A 16,363-nucleotide genomic window follows, 5' to 3' on the forward strand; every position below is an offset into this window, starting at 1 on the left:
CCATGATGGAGTTCAGACGCGGTAAGACAGGCTCGCTCAAGGGAAGCGCGCGCGGGCGGGACGCCGTCGCGGTTCTGCTTTCCGAGGCGGAACTGGCCGCGGCCGAGGTTCCGTCAGGGCCGCTCGCGGGGTTTGAAGCGCGACTGGTCGCCCTTTCGCCCGAAGCCACTCCGGACGCCGCGACCCTTGGCTGGGCGCGCGCGATCGTCATCGAAACCGACGGCAAGACTCCCGAGGGATGGGAACGGCTCACCAACGCCATTCGCGCGCTTTCGCCATTGCCGGTGATCGCTGCGCTTCGCGAACCGACACATGGCGAGACGCGCCAGTGCATGCATCTGGGCGCGGTCGATGTGATCGCATTGCCGCTGGGGCTCGATGAACTCCAGCAGGCGCTGGGTCAGGCCCGTCAGCGCATGTCGGCCGGAGCCGCGCCGAGTGAGGATTCCCACGGGCGCGTGATCGCTTTTGTGAAGAGCGTCGGCGGCGTGGGTGCGACGGCGCTCGCCACCCAGATGGGCTGTTTGCTTGCAGCAAGGGAGGGCGTCGCTGGCCGCGAGACCTGCCTGCTGGATCTCGACCTGCAATTCGGCAACGCTGCGCTTTATCTCGGCCTGTCGCCCACCCTTTCGGTCGCCGATGTGATCGCGGCCGGTGCGCGGGCCGATGGTGCCCTGCTCCGCTCCACCACGACCGAACACCCATCGGGGCTTCACGTGGTCGCCGCGCCGCCGGACATCATCCCGCTGGAATCGGTCAGCGCGGAACAGATGAGCGACATACTCGACCTTGCGCGGCAGGAGTTCTCGAACGTCCTCGTCGACCTGCCGGGAAGCTGGACCAACTGGTCGCTGTCGCTTGTCGCCCGCGCCGACGCCGTCTGCCTCATCACCGAAATGAGCATCCCGAGCCTGCGTCAGGCGCGGCGGCAGCTCGACATGCTGGCCAGCCAGGACCTGGGCGATCTTCCGATTTACGTGATCGTCAACCGGCACGAGCGGGGCTTCCTCAAGTCGATCAAGACGGACGAGGCGGAACAGGCGCTGAACCATTCGATAGCGGCGACAATCAGCAATGATTTCCGGACGCTGAGCGCCGCGATCGATCAGGGCGTGCCGGTCAGCGACATAAAGATGAAGACCAGACTCGAAAAAGACATGTCGGCGATGATCGACATGCTTCTCACCCACATCGAGCAGCGAGAATAGTCATGGCGTGGCATATCAAGGGACGCAGGGGCCAGGAGCGAGAGGAACAGGCGGCGGATGCGGCCGAAGCGCACCGGGTGTTGACGCTTGCCGATATCAGCGGCCTTAGCGCCAAGGATCATCATACCGATCTCAAGGTCGACATCCACCAGTCGCTGCTGGACCGCATCAATCTGGCGGCGCTGGAAACTATGACTCGCGACCAGATCCACCGCGAGATCGGCGAACTTGTCCATGAACAGCTTTCCAACAGGAAACATGCGCTCAACAGCAGCGAGCGCCGCCAGCTTGTGGACGACATCCTCGACGAACTCCTTGGGCTAGGGCCGCTGGAGCCGCTGCTGAAGGACCCGACGATCACCGACGTTCTCGTCAATTCGCACAAGACCGTCTTCGTCGAACGCTTCGGCGTGCTTGAGGAAACGGCCGCCCGCTTCAAGGACGAAAAGCACCTGATGCGGGTGATCTCAAAGATCGTTTCGGCAGTCGGCCGCCGCGTGGATGAATCGTCTCCGATGGTGGACGCCCGCCTTGAGGATGGAAGCCGCGTCAACGCCATCGTGCCGCCGCTTGCGGTGGACGGCGCGCTGCTTTCGATCCGCAAGTTCGCCAAGATTCCGATCAGCATGGACAGGTTGTGCGAGATCGGCAGCATCGCCCCTGAAATCGCCGAGGTCTTGAAGGCAGTCGTCATGTGCCGGCGCAATGTCCTGATTTCCGGCGGCACGGGATCGGGCAAGACGACCCTGCTGAACGCGCTTTCCGCCTATATCGACAACCGCGAGCGGATCGTCACCATAGAGGATTCCGCCGAGCTTCAGCTGCAGCAGCGGCATGTGGCGCGGCTGGAAACCCGGCCGCCCAATATCGAGGGCAGGGGCGAGGTCACACAGCGCGACCTCGTGAAGAACGCGCTTCGCATGCGGCCGGACCGCATCATCGTGGGCGAGGTGCGCTCCGGTGAGGCGTTCGACATGCTGCAGGCGATGAACACCGGTCACGACGGCTCGATGACGACGGTGCACGCCAATACCTCGCGCGATGCCCTGTCGCGGGTGGAGCAGATGATCGGCATGTCGGGTATCGACATCCCGCCTCGTTCCGCCCGCGCGCAGATCGCCTCGGCGCTCAACATCGTCGTCCAGATCGAACGGTCGGTGGACGGCCGCCGTCGTCTGGTGAGCGTCAGCGAACTGACCGGCATGGAAGGCGAAGTCATCACCATGCAGGAAATCTTCCGCTTCAAGCGCACCAGCATGGATGCCGAAGGGCGTGTCGTGGGTCATTATGAGGCGTCGGGCATCCGTCCCAAGTTCATCGATGTGGCGGCGGCCTATGGCGTGCGTCTGCCGGTGGAGCTTTTCGCCCCAGACCGGAAGCTGGGGGCGGCCGCATGAACCCGCTCGCACTCCAGATACTCGTCTACATCTTGATCTTCGCTGCGACCGTGCTTGCCGTCGAAGGGGGCGTCAGCTGGTTCCGTAGCGTTCACGGCGAACGCAGGCAGATGAACCGACGGCTTGGGCTGATCGCCAAGGGCATGGATCGCGCCGAAGTGCTGTCCATGCTGCGTCGGGAAGGCAGGGACATGCATTTCGCCGGTCCGTTCGGCAGGTTCCTCACGAACGTGAACCGCACCATGTCCCAGGCCGGGCTGATCATGCCGGTCGCCCGCTTCGTGACATTGATGGTGGCGACGGCGGTCGGCATCGTCCTGCTGGCGATCGTCGCGATCGTGACAATGGGGTCGAAGGTATCTCCGGGTGCGATCTTTCTCGTTCTGCTCCTGGCGGCCGCCATCGGCTTCGGCCTGCCGATGATGATTATCGGGCGTTTGCGCGACAGACGCATCCGGAAACTGGAGGAACAGTTTCCGCTGGCGCTGGAAGTGTTCGTCCGGGGATTGCGCGCCGGTCACCCCATCTCGGCCGCGCTGGAGCTTCTCACCGCCGACCTTCCCGACCCGATCGGATCCGAGTTCGGCATTGTCGTCGACGAAGTGACCTACGGTCTTGAGTTGCGGGACGCCTTGCAGAACATGGCCGACCGCTGCGGACTGGAGGACATGCACATGTTCGTGGTCAGCCTCGCCGTGCAGAGTGAGACCGGCGGAAACCTGGCGGAGATACTGGAAAATCTCGGCAAGGTTATCCGCGAGCGGGCTGCAATGGTGATGAAGGTGCGTGCGCTCAGTTCCGAAGGGCGAATGACGGCGGCGATGCTCACCGGCCTTCCCGTATTCGCCTTCTCGGTGCTATTCCTCGTCAACCCGGCGTTCTATATCGACGTCGCCGAAGACGCCGCCTTCTTCCCGTCGGTCATAGCGCTGCTGCTGCTCTATGCGCTCGGATTCTACTGGATCCGCCGCCTCATCGACCTGAAGGTATAGCCCGATGCCCGGTAATCTCTCCCTCGTCGAGCTGTCGCGCTTCTCGCTGCTGGCGCTGATCTTCCTGATCGTCACGCTTGGAATCGTCACGATCACGCCGATGATCCTGTCGCGGGTCGCGGTCCGCCGTCGCTTGCCCGAGATCAGGGGCGTGCGCGAGGGGCTGACAACCGCAGGTTCGCTGCGCACGGCGGAAGTCGAGAACTTCTGGACCCGCCTGGTCAAGGAGATCGAGCAGCGCGGGGTCTCCCTTGCCGACAGCGACGATCGTTCCGTCAGGGCAAAGCTGATCGCCGCGGGATATACCCACCCGCAGGCACCCGCGCTCTTCACGCTCGTTCGGATCGTGATGACGCTGGGCCTGCCCGCCATGTTCGTCATCTTCTTCCTTGCGACATCCGTGCAGCCGTCGATCATGAAGCTTTATGCGGGGGCCGTGCTGCTGGCGGTGGCAGGGCTGTATCTGCCCAATATCTTCATCGCCGCCAAGCGCGACCGGCGGCAGCGCGAACTCCTTAACGGTTTTCCCGATGCGCTGGACCTGATGCTGGTCTGCGTCGAAGCTGGGCTTGGAATAGACGCCGCCTTCCAGCGCGTGGGCAAGGAGATCGTCCATTCGCATCCGCTCCTGGCCGAGCAGCTTGCCGCCGTGACGCTTGAACTGCGCGCCGGGCGCGGGCGGGAAGACGCACTGCGCCGCATGGCCGACCGGGCGGGCATTGCCGAGATTCGTGCGTTCGCCACGCTCATCATCCAGTCCGAAAAGCTGGGGTCCAGCATCGCGCAGACGCTGCGGATATATGCCGGTGAAATGCGCGAGCGCCGTAAACTTCGGGCGGAAGAGAAGGCTCACCGGCTTCCGGTGCTGCTGTCGGTGCCGCTGGTGGCGTGCATGTTGCCGACCATGATTGGTGTTTTGATGCTTCCGGCCGTCATCCGCGTGATCCGCGTGATGCTTCCGGCGATGGGCGGCTAAATACAAGGGGAGGGGAAGACCGATGCGAATCCAGCCAGTTCTCTTGGCGGCGGTCACGGTCGCAGGGTGCAGCAGCGCGCAAATGCCTTCCAATGTCCGGTGGAGCGGCCAGACGCCCGACGCTGCCACTGCTGATGCGAGCTATCACTATTCCAGGGGCAAGGCTCAGCTTGCCGCGGGCAATGCCTCGCTTGCGCTGGACGGCTTTCGCAAGGCCTTGCGGCTCAACCCCAAGTCGATCGACGCTTTGAACGGGCTGGGCGCGGCATATGACCGCATGGGCCGCTTCGACCTTAGCCGGAACTATTACGAGCGGGCGCTGGGTCTTGATCCGGATTCGCGGATGACGCTCAACAACTTCGGATACTCGCTCGCCTTGCAGGGCAAGCGCGTTGAGGCGCAGGCGATGCTCGCGCGGGCAGAGCAAGGCGCCGAAGACACGGTGGCAGGCATCGCGGCGCGAAATCTGGCCGCCCTCACCCCGTCAGCGGGCGAGCGGGCGCAAGCACGACCGGCCGAGCGCGCAACGACACGCTCGTCATGGGTGGAGCGACTATCGGTGAACACACAGCTTCTGGTGACGCGGCTCGCACATATTGCGAGGCGCCCGGAAATCACTTCGGTGACGCGACCGGCGGCGGAAAGCGCAAGCGAGCGTCCCGCGCGCTATTCGCCCGAATACCACCGCCAGAGGATATATGTGGACGCTGCCACCCTCGCCGAGATGGCGAACGACGAAGTCATGCTAAGCACCGGAACAGCGACATCACTGGTGGTCCTGAACGGGGTTGGCCGTCGCGGCATGGCCGCCCGCTTCGCCGGGTTTCTGTCGGTCAACGGCTATTCGAACACCGACGTGGGCGACACGCTTCCGACCAAAGAAACTGAGCTTCTCTATCCCGTGGAACAATCGGCCGTTGCGAAGGCGATCGCGGCGCAGCTTCCGTTCGAGGTTCGACTGACACCATCGCCCAAGGTGCAGTCGATCACGTTGGCAATCGGCCAGGACGCTGCACGGTTCGACGACCATTTGCGGCGTGTGCAGGTGAGCGCATGATGATGCGCCCCATCATCGTGCTTGGCTTGGCCGGTGCCTTTCTGGCGATCACCGTACATTGCGGCGCGGAGGCGAAGAAGAAAAAGCAGCCCGAGGTAGCGCAGGTCGCGCCGATCGATCTCACGGCGTTGGATGAGGCGATCAGAGCCAATCGGCTCGTTCAGGCGAAAACGCTTCTGGAGCAATCACAGCTTGCGCGCCAGTCGGGGCCGATGCTCGATCTGCTGAAGGCCGAATATGATCTTGCGCGTGGGCAGAATGATGTGGCGCTCGCAGGTTTCCGGCTTCTCGTCGCGGACATTGGGGTGGGTGCCCGCGCCCATCAAGGCGCCGGGATCGCCTCGATCCGGATCAACCGCATCGATGACGCGCTGGGCCATCTGTCGGCGGCGACGAAAGCCGATGGCTCGCTGTGGCGTGCCTGGAGCGCGCTCGGTGTCGCTTATGACCTCAAGCGGAACTGGCAGGCTGCGGAAGCGGCCTATGCCAGCGGAGTTGCCGTGCGCCCCAATGCGGGGGAGATTCTCGCCAACCGGGGCTATTCCCGGTTGCTGCAGAAACGCTTTCCCGAAGCGCTGCATGACTTGAAGCAGGCGCATGGCATGTTGCCGGGCAATGAAAGGATTGAAACCAATCTGCGCCTCGCGCTGGCGCTGAACGGCTCATATGACGATGCAATCGGCATTTCGGCCAGCGATACCGAGCTGGTCAAGAATCTGAACAATGCCGGCTATGCGGCCTGGCTCCAGGGCGATTTCGTGGCGGCCAGGGCATATCTCAGCCGCGCGATGGAGATCAGCGACGTCTATTACGATCGCGCCGCGAACAATCTGGCCGCGGTCAACGCCGCCTCCGGCAAATAGCGGCGGCAGGACATGGAGTTGAACTATCTCATCCTTGCGCTCGCCCTGCTTGTCTCCGCCGCGGGGATACAGGATGTGCTGTCGCGGCGGATATCCAATATTTTCCCGCTCGTGATCGTCCTTCTGTTTCTCGTCGCCACGACGCTTGGAGGGTGGACCGCCGAGGTCTGGCAAAATTTCGCATCTTTCCTCCTGGTTCTAAGCATAGGCGCGATTCTGTTTCAGCGGGGCATATTGGGAGGCGGCGATGTCAAGCTCTGGGCGGCGGTCGCTCTCTGGTTCAAGCTGACGCAGCTGCCCCTGCTGGTTCTGAGCATCACGCTCGCCGGAGGCATACTCGCCTTGCTGTCGCTCGGCACCCGCCGCTTTCGCCGATCCGGAGGTGCGCGGCCGGCCCCCAGCTGGAAGACCGCCCGTTCGGTTCCCTATGGGGTCGCCATTGCTCTTGGGACCATGCTGAGCATTGCCATGTCCGAGGTTGATCCTGGCGCTGCGTCTCCGCCATCGGCAGGCCATGAGCAATTGAACAATTCACTGCTGGACATGGTGGAGTAGCCCCGTCTGCGCGGGATGTGGCTTCCCATACATAGTGCGTGATGCGGCCTCACTCGATCGGGCGCCTATCGTCGAGCAGATCGCCGTCTGCTTTCCCGGCGCGTTCCTCCTCCACCAGCTTTGCGACATGCGCGTCCGGAGCCGCATCCCCGGCGGTCCTCTCCGCCGCTTTCGGCACCTGCGGTTTCGGCTTTGCCGTGGTCGATCTGGTGCCCTTGCCCTGGAGCGGGAGCGGTGCTGTCTCGTCGAACCGCAGGCGATAGATCGGCTCCGGGAGGGCGAAGCCGGCTCCCTCCAGGGCGCGCTTGGCCGCGTCCAGCGCAAGGCTGCGGCCTTTCAGGAAGTCTGTGCGCGACTGATCGACCCAGCCGAAGAAGCGCAGCACGATATTGGAATCGCCCACCTCATCTATGATCGCGGTCGCGGCAGGCCTATCTAGAGCATCGAGCGTTTAATCGTGTGCATATCCGGCGGCGATGAAGTAGTTGCGGCATTCGTCGGGCGGATAGAGGTCGCAGATGCTGCCGACGGCTCGCCAGAGGTCATCGATCGTCCTGGCCCCGATGCGCCTGAGGTGCGCTTTCAGTTTTGAGAAGGCCATCTCGATCGGGTTGAGATCAGGGCTGTATGGCGGGAGGAAGAGGAACCAGGCGCCGCGCTGCTTGAGGATCGCCTTGGCCTTTTCGCTCTTGTGGCTCGGCAGGTTGTCGAGGATCACGACGTCGCCCGGATCGAGTGTCGGCGCGAGCTGGGTTTCCACGTAGATTTCGAAGATCTCTTTGGTCATCGGCCGATCGATGATCCAGGGAGCGGTCAGGCCGTCGCACCGTAATCCTGCTATGAAGGTCTGCGTCTTCCAATGGCCAAATGGCGCGCGTCCCTTCAGGCGCTGGCCACGGCGAGCCCGCCCCCGCAGACGCGTCATTTTCGTCGTGGTCGCTGTCTCATCGATGAATACCAAGCGGTGCGCCTGCTCGCGCATGCGCGGCTGGCGATGCAGCCGCCATCGCCGACGAGCCTCGCAAACATCATCGCGTCCGCACTCCGAGGCCAGAAGCTGTTTTTTTATATCTGAAGCCCGCTCCCAGAAGGGCGCGCGACAATGAGGCTGGATGAACACGCATCTTCGTCGTCGCCTCAAGCTTTGCCGCAAGCTCGGGCATGCTGATATCCGACTGCGCCTCCACCCAGCGGATCAGCATTGTCATGTACGGCGCAAGCTTGCCTGCTCCCGGCGGCCGCCCCTGCCGCGCCGGAGCCGCCGACCCCGTCTTCGCCACACGCTGCACAAGCTTGATCGCGCAGCTCACGCTCACTCCAAATCGCCGCGCCGCATCACGTCGCGAATGACCCGCCGCCACATGATCAGATATCCGATTCCGAAGATCGCTCGAAAAGGCTTTCCCCATGATCCACCTCCAGCAACGGTGAATCATATTTTCCGGTCGCTGGGAATCCTTGGCCTGATTCCTATTTCACGCCCGTTGCTCTAGCACGAAATCCAGGCCTCGGACCGCCCGGAGACCGACGGCCATGCCATCCACCGGATCGTCGTTCGCGTCGATGCCGAGTTCGAAGTCGAAACGCCGTTCCGGGTTGCGGGTGTAGTTCAGGATCACCGCCTTGAACACGGTCGAGTTGGGAATCCGCAGATGATTGCCTTCAAGGGTCATCAGGATGGTCGCACGGCTGGTGAGCCGCACGACACGACCTTCATGACCTTCGATTACGACATGGTCGTTCGCGCGAAATGGCTGGCGAAGGCTGAGCATAAGACTGGAGACGTAATTGTCGACGGTGTCGCGAATGGCGAACCCTATCGCGATTCCGATCACGCCGGCCCCGCCAAGCACGGCGCCCAGCAGCGCGGTCGCGCCCAGCACTTCCAGCCCGGCCACGATTCCGAGCACGACAAAGACAAAGCGGACCAGCGTCGCCAGCAACTCTGCGAGGAACGTGTTGGGCGCGATCTTTCGCCAAAGTCGCCCGAAGGAGGCCAGCAGATAACCGAACGCACCAATCACCAGCGCGATGACCAACGCCACGCCGATAAGCGGCAATCCGCGAACGAGGCCGCGCAGATCGTCGCTGAACCTGTCGATCGCAGGAGTCAGATTGCTGTCGACCTTGAGATCGCGTTCAAGCTCGTTCTGGACCGTGACGACGCCGGCCACTCGCCCGGCAATCGCAATCGCGCGGTTCACGTCCTCCAGCGTCGCGACCGTTCCGGTCAGCGTGACCACGCCAGCGGATACCCGAACCTCCACACCCCGAAGCCCTGCGATTTCCGAGAAGATGCTGCGGATCCGCCCGCGAATGTCTGCGTCGGATTGACCATCCGCCCTTGCCGCAATGGCCGTCTGCGGAGCCTCTGCCGACACTTCTGCCGGTGCCTGTGTCGGCGCAGCATCCTGAGCGGCCGCTTCCTGGCTGGACAGGAGAATGAGCGCGGCGAGCCAAAGGGCGATCGTCGGAAGCGCGGACCAAAGAGCGGCACCGGAGATGCGTCGTGGGGAAGGGAGGACCAGCATGTTCACTTAACGCGCAATCGGGCCGATTGGCTCGTTGTGGTTCACCTTTGGTGCCGACTGCGGACCGCCGCCCGGGGTGGGATACACCGGCTATTCCCTAGCACGGACCCGTACAACCTGGCCTCCTGAATACGAAATCCAGTGGGGAACAGGCGGAATAGGTGCTGAGGGATTTTGGCAGCGCTACGACCACCCTTCGAGACAGGCATGAAGGTGCTGGCGCTGCTCCTGATCAAGCCCCTGTTCCCTTAGCTCCGGAAAGGTGCGCCGGAGGAATTCCACAACGGGCAGTTCATTCAGCGAGAGCCAGCGACGCTGTGCCTGATGGTCCGCGAGTGCTTGGCGCACCACGTTCATCTGGCTTGGCGGCAACGATGAGAGCGGCTGTCCGGCGATAAGCTCCAACTCCTCCAACAGTCCGTCGTCGCTCTGCGGCTCGGTTTTCGCGCCCATGTTCCTGAAATCGAGATGCGGATAGCGTTGCTCAAGGACCGCCAAAAGAAATTCCCCTTCCTCCATCTCAAGTAGGTGTGCATAGTCACCAACACGCTCGATGGGGATGGGAGCCCGGCCGCTCGCCATGTGGCTGAGTATGACCGAACTCCGATAGCCGAGCTGCTCGGCAAGCATGCGCTGGCTGAGGCGCTTCTCATCCCAAGCCTTTTTCAAAGCCCTTGCAAGCATCTGCGTCGCGCGCGTTTCCTCATATGGATAGCCGGTTCGCTTCTCGGTCATTGCATGCCTCCCAGATCAAACAATTATATCGCCAAGCACGTGGTCAGCAATACGCGCACCTTGTGGATAGGCCACGCGGGGCCACACTTGTGTGCCATAAAGGACATGTTTTGCCTTGACGAGCTAATTTATTGTAATGTATATAACAGATATGTTCGAAATTTTGCTCATGGTAAGAAATTAATGTTATGGAACACACGCAAGAGAACCGCAGTTGCCCCCAAAGTCCATTTCAGCAGATCGCAAAGCGCCTTAGGCGAGCAGCTCGCAACGGCACGGCATTCCACCTCCCGCCGGAGCTGGTCCCCGCGCTCCTCGCTTCGGACGCCATGCCGATCATCCTTGATCTGGAAACACGGGAAATACGCGAAGGCCTGAAATGTCCAAAGCCGCAAATCGCCTGCCGGGACGACGGCAGCTTGGAGACTTCTGGCTCTGGTATCGCCAGGATCGAGACGAATGGTGCATCTGCTGGTACGATCGATCCGCTCGTAGCAGACGCCGCATCGGCACGGGCGTTGGCGGCGGTTCGCCTGACGCACCACCAATCGAGGCTGAAAAGGCACTCGCAGCGCATTTCGAGCGACACAACCGTCCAGTAGCGCCTGCGCCTGCCGCACAGGCGCTCGTGTCGACAGTCTTCGCACAGTGGCTGGAGGAGCACGTTCACAAACTTGCCCGCGCCAGCATCTATGCATCATCGGTTGCGCATTGGGAGCGGTTCTTTGCAGCCGAGCGGGGTGCAGGCAGGATTGGAAGTGCGGTTTCGGTCGAAGACCTGTTTGGCGGTGACATTGTAGATCGGATGATCACCTTTCGCCTTGGCGAAGGCGTCAAGGGTGAAACCATCCGTGGCGATCTCGCCGCGTTGAGTAGTGCGCTGAATTATGCCCGGAAGAGGAATCGGCTGCGAGAGGTGCCGTGCATTCCCGATGTGGATGCGGCCTTACGTTCCGGGCCTAAGGAGCTTGAATACAGCATGGAACAGGTCGCCGGCCTGTTGGAGGCCGCCTGGCGTCTTCAGGAGCGCCATCACGTACACCTGTTTACGTTGATCAGCCTGAGCACACATGGACGGACTGAGGCGATCCTCGAACTGGAGGCGCCACAGGTGCGGGATGGCATTATCTATTTCAATCCACCGGGAAGAATGCAGACCAAAAAGCGGCGATCGACCGTCCCGGTTGCGCCTTCGCTGCGACCTTGGCTGGCAGGCGCGAGCGGCAAGATCATCCGGTATCAGACGCCATTGGCTAAAAGCTTCTGGGCGGACCCTGCTGTTCCGGAATATTATGAACGACCATGTTACGGCATCCGTAAAGCCTTCGACGCTTGTCTGATGGAGGCAGGAATCCGGAACCCGCATCTGGGTTTGCGTGTCCCGCTGCTCGATAGACAAGGTCGGCAGCGGGAGCAGGTCGACAACAATGGCGGTCGAGAGCTCATGTGGCGCGGGCTGGGCTCACCCAACACACTGCGCCATACGCTCCACACCTATCTTCAGACCGTAGGCGTGCCGCAGGCGCAGATCGACGCCGCTGCAGGGCACAGCTCCGAGCGGGGCTCAGGCCGCAACTACACCCATCTCCGGCCTGAGTATCTTAAGGACTTCATCGCGGCGGTGGAGACCTATTGGCGGGAGATGGACGGGCTGACTACGGTGCATAGGGTACGGCCCGTCCCTGAAAAAGGAAAAACTTGAGCGCCGGCCTTGTCCGCCATATGCGTGGGTCGCTGTTCAGATCGACCCGGAGCCGAGTTTCGCAATGCGTATAGACGACAAAATCTATGTGGCGGGTCATCGCGGTCTCGTCGGCGGCGCAATTTTCCGCGCCCTGAAGCGGTCCGGCTTTACCAACATCGTTGCGCGCACACACGGTGAACTGGATCTCACCGATGGTTCGGCCGTCGCACAGTTCTTTCAAACGGAGCGGCCGAAGCATGTTTTCATGGCCGCCGCACGCGTCGGCGGCATTCACGCCAACTCGGTTTGTCCGGCCGATTTCATTCGCGACAATCTGCTCATCCAGACTCACATAATTGACAATGCATGGAAAACGGGCGTTGAGCGCCTGATGTTTCTTGGATCGAGCTGCGTCTATCCGAAGCTGGCGCCCCAGCCAATCAAGGAGGAATATCTCCTCACCGGGCCGCTGGAGGGCACCAATCGCCCCTATGCGCTCGCAAAGATCGCCGGAATCGAGAGCTGCTGGAGCTACAACCGCCAGTATGGCGCGCGTTTCCTGGCGACCATGCCAACCAATATGTATGGACCGGGCGATAACTATCACGCCACGAACAGCCATGTCATACCGGCACTGCTTCGGCGCTTTCATGAGGCAAAGCTGTCCGGAGCGGCGGAGGTAGTGATTTGGGGATCGGGCACGCCCCGGCGTGAGTTCCTTTACAGTGACGATCTGGCCGATGCCTGCCTGTTCCTGATGACGCTTGACGATGCGCGTTATTCCACACTGCTGGGCAGCCGCGATCCGGACGAATTCGTACCGCCGCTCGTCAACATTGGTTACGGATCGGATGTGACCATTCGCGAGCTGGCGGAAATGATCGCCACCGTTATCGGGTATGAGGGACGCTTGGCGTTCGACCCTTCCAAGCCCGACGGCACCCCGCGAAAGCTGATGGATTCAGGCAAGATCGCCGCGCTCGGCTGGACCCCGAAGGTGACGTTGGAGACTGGTCTGCGGCGGGCTTATGAAGATTTCCGGGCTAGTCAGCTACGAGCCACCTGATCGATTGCGATGCTGACAAGGCTTTCCTCAGAGCCCGAGAAGATTGAATACTGCCGCCGAACCTCTTGAACCGGAAGAACTTCCATGGCTAATGATAACAATGAGATACCGCCAGGTCACTCTCGTTCTGGAAATTTCGAGATGAATTTCACGGATATCCTGACAAGACTGTGGAGTAGAAAGTTCAGCGGAGTCGTTTTTGTACTTCTGTCAATAGTTGTTGGTTCCTTTTATCTCAGGGCCGCGACATATACCTATACCACCGAGCTGGTTCTCACGCCGGCGGAGCAGAACGCTGCGAAGATATCGAGCAATTTGGCTGGACTCGGTTCGCTCGTCGGTCTGAATCTCGGAAACGGTGAAAGCTCCGGATTTGCGATGTATGAGGAGGCAGCCAAGTCATACGCGGTCGCTGTCAAGCTGAGCGAAGATCCGGTGATAATGCACAAGGTTTTTGAAGGATTATGGGATCGAGACTATAAGACATGGAAAGAGCCCAAATCCGTTAGTTCGTCCATAATTGGAGGGCTTAAATATATTTTGGGTATCCCCAGATATCGTTGGATCCCCCCCGGCCCAAAAGACCTTCAGGAGTATATCAGAAAATCGGTCGTGATCAGGGACGATAAGATAAAACCTATAACTACAGTTTCGTTCGATCATAGGGACCCAAATTTTTCGATATATTTTCTTAACAGAATAAATGCCGAAGCAGACAATTTTCTACGACAGAAATCCTTAATTCGATCAACAGAATATATAAAATACCTTCAGGGCCGGCTGAATGAGGTCCAAGTCGTCGATTACAGGCAAAGTCTTTTAGATCAACTTAGATTCTACGAGCGAATGAGGATGATGGCAAATTCGGACATTTCGTTTGTAGCGGAAGTGTTTGGAGGCGCTGAAGCTTCTCAGCGACCCACACGGCCACGGCCATCAATCGTTCTGGTGATATGCATTGCCTTGGGGCTGATTTCCTGGACTTTGTATGCTCTTTTCGCGGAAATGGTGAAAAATGCGATTTCACAAATTCGAACGGGTGGAACTAAATAGCTCACAACCACAAGTTATTTACAGTCAAAAAGGTCTGAATTGACGAACCTTGGACAGATTTTTCCCCAGAAGCGTAAGAAAGCCTATCAGCTTGTGACGTTGGATTATTCTGTAGTCCTCCGAGCTCTTCAGCAGAATGGATTGGAGGGACTGATTGCTGGCTCCTCCTAACCTCATCTGGATCAACGTTTCGGGGATATAGCGCACCGTTGTTTCCTGCTGGCGAAGCAGCCGCAGCATTTGGTCATAGTCAGCGGAAATCTTGTAGTCGAGATCGAAGAGGCCAAAACGGTCATACATCTGGCGGCGGACGTAAAAGGTGGGGTGTGGCGGCATCCATCCATATGCAAGTCGTCCCGGAGCGAATGTGCCCGAGATCCACCGGCGCACGACACGATCCGGATCAGTCCGCCTGACATATTCAAGGTCGCCATAAGAGACGTCGACGTCGGGATCCTGAAACGTGCTAGCGACCCGCAATAGAACTTCTTGATGCGCAAAAAGGTCGTCGGCATGAAGAAAGCCGATTACATCGCCGGTGGCGAGTGCAATGCCCTTGTTCAGGGCATCATAGATGCCTCGGTCCGGCTCGCTGACAAAAGTCGTCAGCCGTTCGCCACTCTCTTCGACGATTTTTTGGGTGCCGTCAGTGGACGCACCGTCGATGACAATATGCTCCACGTTTTGGTATGTCTGCATGGCTGCCGAACGAAGGCTGTCGGCCACGGTATCGGCGGCGTTGTAAGTCGCTGTTATGAGTGAAATCTTTACCATCGGCGTGATCAGCAAACTTTTGTCAGAATCATTCGCCGGGCCAGAGCCCAGGCCAGGATGATGCGCCACCGCAACCTCACCAGCATCGGCGTGGCGGAACTCTCGGAAGTGGTTGAGGTGTTGCCACCGTGGCGGCGATAGAGCACCAACCGGTCCGCAATGAACTGGGGTCGACCAAAGGTTTCGGCGACCAGTCCCAACCACCAGTCATGCATCGGCACATTTGCCGGAAAAGGTAGCGCGTAATCGAGCAACTGCCGCCTCAGGGCGATGCAACAGCCTAGATAACTGTTTCGCATGATATTATGCATCAGGCCGTTCCGCGAGCGACGTAGGGCAAAGAATGATTCTGTTATGGTGTTCAGCCGCTCGTCAACTACCGCGCAATCGCTGACGACGAGATCGGCGTAGCGTAAATGCGCCATCATGGTAGATACTTTTCCTCGCAGCCATATATCATCTTGATCGGCCAGAAAGATATAGTCTCCTCGCGCCTCCGATAGTAGGAACTCGAAATTGCGAACCAACCCCTGGCCAGGGCCGAGGACGAGCCGAACGCGAGGATCGCTGATCGCCCTTATGCGGTCGACGCTGTCATCCGACGAACCATCATCGGATATCAGCACCTCATCAACTTGGCCCGACGCCAGTATCGACCGGAGCTGATCCTCAATATAAGGCGCGCCATTATAGCTCGCCATGCAAACCGAGATTGTCATTGTCGCCCTGAAAGTTTCTTCACCATGCGATAGATCGGATGAAGCACGAGATAAGAGGCAAGCCGCCACTTCGAGATGCGGCCATGCAAATAGTCAATAGCGCTCTTCTGGGCAAACGTGTGGTTGCCGGCGGAAACGCCGCCGATATCGATAATGGCCACCGGCTCCGTAAGCTCGGAGGTCGGTATGCGGCTGTCCTGCAGCAGCGCCGACAGAAAAAGGTAGTCCGCCGTCGTCAGCCCTGGCACCAACGCATACGGCCCGAGTTCGCGATGCAGGCTTCGGGCGTAAAGGACCGCCTGGTGGTTGAATAACCCTGATCGCAACTTCGGTTGTCGGAATTCCGTCGAGCCGCCTGGAGATTGCCTGACCCATCCGCCGAACACGGCCGAACTGTTCGTCGCTTCCGCCCTTTCGATCAGCTTCGAGAGCGATGATCGGTCGAAAAAGACGTCCCCAGAGTTCATGAAGAGCATGAACTTGCCGTTGGCAAGCCCGATCGCCTTGTTCATTGCATCGTAAATGCCGCGATCAGGCTCTGAAAGGTAAACATCGATCAGGTCGCGACGTTCCTCAACCTTTTGGGCGGTCCCGTCCTGGGATTTTCCATCAACGACAATGTGTTCGACAGAATCATAGGTCTGTCCCGCCACCGACTCGATCGTCCTGCTGATGCCCTCCGCATCATTGAACACGACGGTAACGACAGTAACGACTGGCTGCTGGTGGACCGGGGCCGCATCATTGATCATT

At 60.1% G+C, this 16,363-nt stretch carries 17 protein-coding genes; 10 read left to right on the plus strand and 7 right to left on the minus strand.

Translation table 11 applies throughout. The features are described from left to right. Positions 1 to 2: 2 nt before the first annotated feature. From BSL82_RS16060 to BSL82_RS16090, 7 genes are read left to right on the plus strand one after another with little or no spacing between them, the layout of a single operon-like run. Positions 3 to 1,208: a CpaE/TadZ family protein gene (locus BSL82_RS16060; protein ID WP_072598271.1), complete on the plus strand. Its 1,206-nt coding sequence runs from the start codon at positions 3 to 5 to the stop codon at positions 1,206 to 1,208. A 2-nt stretch (positions 1,209 to 1,210) separates the two neighbouring features. Further along, positions 1,211 to 2,605 (plus strand): TadA family conjugal transfer-associated ATPase, encoded by a 1,395-nt coding sequence (locus BSL82_RS16065; protein ID WP_072598272.1) that lies wholly within the window; start codon positions 1,211 to 1,213, stop codon positions 2,603 to 2,605. Continuing rightward, positions 2,602 to 3,597 (plus strand): type II secretion system F family protein, encoded by a 996-nt coding sequence (locus BSL82_RS16070; RefSeq protein WP_072598273.1) that lies wholly within the window; start codon positions 2,602 to 2,604, stop codon positions 3,595 to 3,597. The genes BSL82_RS16065 and BSL82_RS16070 overlap by 4 nt, the downstream gene beginning before the upstream one ends. Before the next feature lie 4 nt (positions 3,598 to 3,601). Then, positions 3,602 to 4,573: a type II secretion system F family protein gene (locus BSL82_RS16075; protein WP_072598274.1), complete on the plus strand. Its 972-nt coding sequence runs from the start codon at positions 3,602 to 3,604 to the stop codon at positions 4,571 to 4,573. 22 nt (positions 4,574 to 4,595) lie between these two features. Continuing rightward, complete coding sequence (locus BSL82_RS16080; protein ID WP_072598275.1) at positions 4,596 to 5,630, plus strand: LytR C-terminal domain-containing protein; 1,035 nt, start codon at positions 4,596 to 4,598, stop codon at positions 5,628 to 5,630. Beyond that, positions 5,627 to 6,493 carry a tetratricopeptide repeat protein gene (locus BSL82_RS20790; protein ID WP_193408587.1) on the plus strand — a complete coding sequence of 289 codons (867 nt, stop codon included), beginning with the start codon at positions 5,627 to 5,629 and terminating at the stop codon, positions 6,491 to 6,493. The genes BSL82_RS16080 and BSL82_RS20790 overlap by 4 nt, the downstream gene beginning before the upstream one ends. 18 nt (positions 6,494 to 6,511) lie before the next feature. Beyond that, entirely contained in the window at positions 6,512 to 7,048 is a 537-nt protein-coding gene (locus BSL82_RS16090; RefSeq protein WP_158010970.1) for an A24 family peptidase, read from the plus strand. A 49-nt stretch (positions 7,049 to 7,097) separates the two neighbouring features. On the opposite strand, the gene BSL82_RS16095 is transcribed toward BSL82_RS16090, so the two are convergent. From BSL82_RS16095 to BSL82_RS16115, 4 genes are all read right to left on the minus strand, one after another. Beyond that, complete coding sequence (locus tag BSL82_RS16095; RefSeq protein ID WP_072598277.1) at positions 7,098 to 7,451, minus strand: hypothetical protein; 354 nt, start codon at positions 7,449 to 7,451, stop codon at positions 7,098 to 7,100. Positions 7,452 to 7,499: 48 nt separating this feature from the next. Beyond that, positions 7,500 to 8,457 (minus strand): IS630 family transposase gene (locus BSL82_RS20115; RefSeq protein ID WP_158010753.1). Its coding sequence is split into 2 segments (ribosomal slippage): positions 7,500 to 8,105 and positions 8,107 to 8,457, totalling 957 coding nucleotides; the frame shifts between segments, so codons are not numbered across the junction. A gap of 66 nt (positions 8,458 to 8,523) precedes the next feature. Next, positions 8,524 to 9,579, minus strand: coding sequence for a mechanosensitive ion channel domain-containing protein (locus BSL82_RS16110; RefSeq protein WP_072598278.1), 1,056 nt, complete (start codon positions 9,577 to 9,579; stop codon positions 8,524 to 8,526). A 183-nt stretch (positions 9,580 to 9,762) separates the two neighbouring features. Then, the gene (locus tag BSL82_RS16115) at positions 9,763 to 10,314 is read right to left on the minus strand and encodes a helix-turn-helix domain-containing protein (protein ID WP_072598279.1); all 552 of its coding nucleotides are present in this window, start codon (positions 10,312 to 10,314) and stop codon (positions 9,763 to 9,765) included. 379 nt (positions 10,315 to 10,693) lie between these two features. Between BSL82_RS16115 and BSL82_RS16125 the strand changes: the two genes are divergently transcribed. The 3 genes from BSL82_RS16125 to BSL82_RS16135 all read left to right on the plus strand — a co-directional run bounded on the left by BSL82_RS16125 (position 10,694) and on the right by BSL82_RS16135 (position 14,117). Then, positions 10,694 to 12,016: a site-specific integrase gene (locus tag BSL82_RS16125; RefSeq protein WP_158010972.1), complete on the plus strand. Its 1,323-nt coding sequence runs from the start codon at positions 10,694 to 10,696 to the stop codon at positions 12,014 to 12,016. A 64-nt stretch (positions 12,017 to 12,080) separates the two neighbouring features. Beyond that, positions 12,081 to 13,064: a GDP-L-fucose synthase family protein gene (locus BSL82_RS16130; RefSeq protein WP_072598282.1), complete on the plus strand. Its 984-nt coding sequence runs from the start codon at positions 12,081 to 12,083 to the stop codon at positions 13,062 to 13,064. An 84-nt stretch (positions 13,065 to 13,148) separates the two neighbouring features. Continuing rightward, the gene (locus BSL82_RS16135) at positions 13,149 to 14,117 is read left to right on the plus strand and encodes a GumC domain-containing protein (protein WP_083579257.1); all 969 of its coding nucleotides are present in this window, start codon (positions 13,149 to 13,151) and stop codon (positions 14,115 to 14,117) included. Positions 14,118 to 14,141: 24 nt separating this feature from the next. On the opposite strand, the gene BSL82_RS16140 is transcribed toward BSL82_RS16135, so the two are convergent. Genes BSL82_RS16140 through BSL82_RS16150 form a run of 3 tightly spaced genes read right to left on the minus strand, consistent with a single transcriptional unit; the run spans position 14,142 to position 16,362 of the window. Then, positions 14,142 to 14,960 carry a glycosyltransferase family 2 protein gene (locus tag BSL82_RS16140; protein ID WP_226998507.1) on the minus strand — a complete coding sequence of 273 codons (819 nt, stop codon included), beginning with the start codon at positions 14,958 to 14,960 and terminating at the stop codon, positions 14,142 to 14,144. After that, complete coding sequence (locus BSL82_RS16145) at positions 14,900 to 15,592, minus strand: glycosyltransferase (RefSeq protein WP_162274414.1); 693 nt, start codon at positions 15,590 to 15,592, stop codon at positions 14,900 to 14,902. The genes BSL82_RS16140 and BSL82_RS16145 overlap by 61 nt, the downstream gene beginning before the upstream one ends. A 14-nt stretch (positions 15,593 to 15,606) precedes the next feature. Then, entirely contained in the window at positions 15,607 to 16,362 is a 756-nt protein-coding gene (locus tag BSL82_RS16150) for a glycosyltransferase (RefSeq protein WP_072598285.1), read from the minus strand. Position 16,363: the final 1 nt, after the last annotated feature.

The organism is Tardibacter chloracetimidivorans, from assembly GCF_001890385.1.
Taxonomy (GTDB): Bacteria; Pseudomonadota; Alphaproteobacteria; order Sphingomonadales; family Sphingomonadaceae; genus Tardibacter; species Tardibacter chloracetimidivorans.